This window comes from Curtobacterium flaccumfaciens (assembly GCF_051548005.1).
Taxonomy (GTDB): domain Bacteria; phylum Actinomycetota; class Actinomycetes; order Actinomycetales; family Microbacteriaceae; genus Curtobacterium.
In genome coordinates this window covers 1-4,876 of record NZ_JBPUGH010000204.1, presented here as the reverse complement: position 1 = coordinate 4,876, position 4,876 = coordinate 1, and the positions used below count along the sequence as shown (strand labels likewise).

Genomic DNA, 4,876 nt, shown 5'->3' with positions numbered 1-4,876 from the left:
GCTCGACACCGTCCGGGCCGACGCCGAGGAACGGCTCGACGCGCAGGACGCCCAGTACCGGCGGCAGGTCGACTCGCTGGAGCGTCGGGCGGCGGAGCTCGAGCACCTCGTGCAACGGATGCACGGTGCCGATGCAGCACGGAGCCAGAACGAGTCGAAGGTCCTCTCGGCGCTGAGCCCGGTCGCGCAGACGCTCGACGTCATGCGCGCCAAGATCGCCGAGCTCGAACAGTCCAGGAGCGAGCAGTACGGGGCGCTGTCGGCGCAGCTGCGCTCGGCGGCGGAGTCCGAGGAACGCCTGCGCGCCACGGCGGACACCCTCGCGAGCGCGCTGTCCTCGAACAGCACGCGCGGTGTCTGGGGCGAGACGCAGCTGCGCAACGTGGTCGAGGCAGCCGGCCTCCTCGAACGCGTCGACTTCGACGTGCAGTCCTCGGTCACGACGTCCGCGGGAGCTGCCCGGCCGGACATGATCGTGCACCTGCCGGGCGGCAAGACCATCGCCGTCGACGCGAAGGTGCCGTTCAGCGCCTACCTCCAGGCGGCCGAGATCCCCGCGACCGCCACCGGCGCGGAGGGTGCGCGTCGCGACCAGCTCCTGCAGCAGCACGTACGGGCGCTCCGGGCGCACGTCGACGCCCTCGCGGCTCGGGAGTACTGGTCCGGGTACGACGCCTCGCCCGAGCTGACGGTGGCGTTCATCCCGTCGGAGTCGCTCATCGCGAGCGCCCTCGCGGCGGACCCGGGGCTGCTCGACCACGCGTTCCGGAAGCGGGTGGCGCTGGCCTCCCCCGTGACGCTCTGGTCCGTGCTCAAGACCGTGGCGTTCTCGTGGCAGCAGGACGTCGTCACCGCCGAGGCCCGTGAGCTCTTCCGCGTCTCGCGCGAGCTCTACGGACGCCTGTCGACGCTCGCCGGACACGTGGACAAGCTCGGCCGGGCCATCCGCGGCACCGTCGTCGACTACAACCGCTTCGTGGGGTCACTCGAACGACAGGTGCTCCCGAGTGCTCGGCGACTGTCCCTGCTCGACGAGTCGAAGGTCATCGCCGACCCCGCCACGATCGACGACGAGCCGCGGCTGCTCACCGCGCCCGAGCTCGTCGGCGCCCTCGACGAGGACTGACCCGCGCGCGTGGGGCGCGGCGCACAACACGGCGGCGCGCGGCGCACGACGCCGTGTTGCGCCGCCCCGCCGCGGGACGCCGCCCCGCCCAGCACCGGGGCCGACAGTGTCAGCGGATCAGAACCACTTCTCGGCGCGGTGGTCGGCCTGGATGCGGCGAATCGTGTTCGAGCGGGACCGCAGCACGAGCGAGTCGGTGTGGATCACACCCCGCGAACGACGCACTCCGTCGACGAGCACGCCGTCGGTGACACCGGTCGCGACGAAGAACGTGTTGTCGCCCGTGACGAGGTCGTCCTGGTCGAGGACCTTGTCGAGGTCGTGCCCGGCGTCGATCGCCTTCTGCCGCTCCTCGTCGTCCTTCGGCTGGAGCTTGCCGAGGATCACACCGCCGAGCGCCTTGATCGCGCACGCGGTGATGATGCCCTCCGGGGTGCCGCCGACGCCGACGCACATGTCGATCTTCGAGCCTGGCAGCGCCGCCGAGATCCCACCGGCGACGTCACCGTCGAGCAGCAGCCGGGTGCCGGCACCCGTGGCGCGGATGGCGCGGATGAGCTCGTCGTGCCGGGGACGGTCGAGGACGGCGATCTGCATGTCCTCGATGTCCTTGTGCTTGGCCTTCGCCAGCGCCCGGATGTTCTCCCCGATCGGCTTCTCCAGGTCGAGCACCCCACGCCCCTCGGGCCCGGCGGCGATCTTGTCCATGTAGAACACGGCCGACGGGTCGTACATCGAGCCACGGTCGGAGACGGCCATCACCGAGATCGCGTTCTGGCGTCCGGCGGCGGTCAGCGAGGTGCCGTCGATCGGGTCCACCGCGATGTCGCACGCCGGACCGTGACCGTTGCCGACGTGCTCGCCGTTGTAGAGCATCGGGGCGTTGTCCTTCTCGCCCTCGCCGATCACGACCACACCGTCGAAGTTCACGGTGCCGAGGAACTTCCGCATGGCGTCCACCGCGGCCCCGTCCGCGAGGTTCTTCTCACCTCGACCGACCCACGGCTGCGCACGGATCGCCGCCGCCTCCGTCGCACGCACGAGCTCGAGCGCGAGGTTGCGGTCGGGCTGCAGGAACAAGGAACCGGTCTCAGTGGTGGGAGTCACGCTCCCAGCGTACCGACGGCGAGCCGCAAGGCGGGCCCGGTCCCGAGCGCCGTGAACGCATGTGCAGCACCGACGGAACCCGCGCGCACAACCCGCACCGGGCCTCCAGAGCCAGTGGCTAGGCTCGGCGTGGACACCACCGAAGTCGAAGGAGATCGCAGTGCCCATCGCAACGCCGGAACAGTACGCCGAGATGCTCGAACGAGCGAAGGCCGGCAAGTTCGCCTACCCCGCGGTCAACGTCTCGTCGTCGCAGACGATCAACGCGGTCCTCCAGGGTCTGCAGGAGGCCGGCTCGGACGGCATCCTCCAGGTCACCACCGGCGGTGCCGACTACTTCGCGGGTCACACGGTCAAGAACCGTGCCGCCGGCGCCCTCGCGATGGCGAAGTTCGCCCACGAGGTCGCGAAGAACTACGACATCACGGTCGCCCTGCACACCGACCACTGCCCGAAGGACGCCCTCGACGGCTTCGTCCTCCCGCTCATCACCGCGAGCGAGGAAGAGGTCCGCCAGGGCCGCAACCCGATCTTCCAGTCGCACATGTGGGACGGCTCCGCGGTGCCGCTCGACGAGAACATCGAGATCGCGAAGACGATGATCGCGAAGACGCGGAACATCAACGCCATCCTCGAGGTCGAGATCGGCGTCGTCGGCGGCGAGGAGGACGGTGTCCAGCACGAGGGCACGAACGACGCCCTCTACACGACCCCGAACGACGTCGAGAAGGTCGTCGAAGCGCTCGGCCTCGGCGACCAGGGCCGCTGGATCGCCGCGCTCACCTTCGGCAACGTCCACGGCGTCTACAAGCCGGGCAACGTCAAGCTCCGTCCGGAACTCCTGGGCGAGATCCAGGCCGCGATCGCCGAGAAGCACGGTACCGGCGAGAACCCGCTCGACCTCGTCTTCCACGGCGGCTCAGGCTCGACGGACGACGAGATCCACGAGGCCGTGCGCAACGGCGTCATCAAGATGAACATCGACACGGACACGCAGTACGCGTTCACCCGGTCGATCGCAGACTCGATGTTCCGCAACTACGACGGCGTCCTGAAGATCGACGGCGAGGTCGGCAACAAGAAGCAGTACGACCCGCGCGCCTGGGGCAAGGTCGCCGAGACCGCCATGGCGGCTCGCGTGGGCGAGGCCGCGAAGGTGCTCGGCTCCGCCGGTCACACCAAGGGCTGATCCGGCAGACACCAGCCTGGAGGAACGGGGCGCGTCCGGCGGACGCGCCCCGTTCTGCGTTCGGTCGCCCCCGGCCACGGCGGGGCACGCACCGTGCCACGATGGTCGGGTGACCGTCGACGCCATCGCCTCCGAGTTCGCCCAGTACGTCACCGAGTCCCCCACCGCGTTCCACGCGGCGGCCGTGGCGCGGGACCGACTCGTGGAGGCGGGCTTCACCGAGCTGTCCGAGCTCGACGCGTGGCCGACCACTCCGGGCGCGTACGTCGTCGTCCGCGACGGTGCCGTGATCGCCTGGCGGCTCCCGGAGGGCGCGACCGCCACGACGCCGTTCCGCATCCTCGGCGCGCACACCGACTCCCCGACGTTCCGGGTGAAGCCGAACCCCGCGGTGCGGACGCTCGGCTGGGAACAGCTCAACGTCGAGGTCTACGGCGGCGCACTGCTGTCGACGTGGTTCGACCGTGACCTCCGGATCGCCGGCCGGGTGGTCGACGCCGACGGCACCGTGCGGCTCGTCTCGACCGGTGCGGTCGCCCGCATACCGAACCTCGCGATCCACCTCGACCGCGGTGTGAACGACGGCAAGGAGATCGACCGGCAGCGCCACACGATCCCGGTCGTCGGCACCGGCAGCGACGTCGGCGGCACCGATGTCCTCGCGTGGCTCCGTGACCAGGCCGGCGACGAGGCCGTGTCGTGGGACCTGTTCCTCGCGGACACGCAGGCCCCCGCGCGCATCGGCATCGACGGCGCGTTCCTGGCGTCCGGCCGGATGGACAACCTCACGAGCGTGCACGCCGGACTCCTCGGGGTCATCGCTGCCCCGTCCGACGCCGTGCACATCCCGGTGTTCGCCGCGTTCGACCACGAGGAGATCGGCTCCTCGACGCCCTCCGGCGCGGGCGGGCCGTTCCTCGAGGACGTGCTCGGCCGCGTGCAGGAGGGCCTCGGGGCGACCCGGTCCGAAGCCGCGCGGGCGTTCCGTGCGTCGTGGCTGCTCTCGAGCGACGCCGGACACCTCGTGCACCCGAACCAGCCGGAGAAGCACGACCCGACGAACCGTCCGCGGCCGGGCGGGGGTCCCCTCCTGAAGATCAGCGCCAACCAGCGCTACATGACCGAGGCGAAGGGCGAGGCGGTGTTCGCGGCGGCGTGCGACCAGGCCGGTGTCGAGTACCAGCCGTTCGTGAACGTCAACACGATCCCCGGCGGCTCGACCATCGGACCGATCGCGGCGACGCGGCTCGGGATCCCGACGATCGACATCGGCGTCGGGCTGCTGTCGATGCACTCGGTCCGCGAGCTCGTGCACGTCGACGACCTCGCCACGCTGCACGGCGCCGTCGCTGCCTTCCTCGCCGGCTGAGCGCGGTCGCCGCCTTCCTCACGGGCTCGCGCGTCTGACCCCGGGTCCGGCGGCGCGACGTCGAACCACGTTCCCGACGTCGAAC

The 4,876-nt window shown here is 70.8% G+C and carries 4 protein-coding genes; 3 read left to right on the top strand and 1 reads right to left on the bottom strand.

Going from position 1 to position 4,876, the window contains the following annotated elements; genetic code table 11:
* A partial coding sequence (locus ACSW7Y_RS16220; protein ID WP_438127272.1) for a DNA recombination protein RmuC occupies positions 1-1,126 on the top strand: 1,126 nt, incomplete at its 5' end.
* 117 nt (positions 1,127-1,243) lie between these two features.
* On the opposite strand, the gene glpX is transcribed toward ACSW7Y_RS16220, so the two are convergent.
* Positions 1,244-2,233: a class II fructose-bisphosphatase gene (glpX, locus tag ACSW7Y_RS16215; RefSeq protein ID WP_180225595.1), complete on the bottom strand. Its 990-nt coding sequence runs from the start codon at positions 2,231-2,233 to the stop codon at positions 1,244-1,246.
* Positions 2,234-2,393: 160 nt separating this feature from the next.
* Here glpX and fbaA point away from each other — a divergent pair, with 160 nt between their 5' ends.
* A complete protein-coding gene (gene fbaA, locus ACSW7Y_RS16210) occupies positions 2,394-3,422 on the top strand; it encodes a class II fructose-bisphosphate aldolase (protein ID WP_438127271.1) in 1,029 nt (342 codons plus the stop codon).
* Positions 3,423-3,531: 109 nt separating this feature from the next.
* Positions 3,532-4,791, top strand: a complete 1,260-nt coding sequence (locus ACSW7Y_RS16205; RefSeq protein WP_438127270.1) for a M18 family aminopeptidase — start codon at positions 3,532-3,534, stop codon at positions 4,789-4,791.
* Positions 4,792-4,876 lie beyond the last annotated feature (85 nt).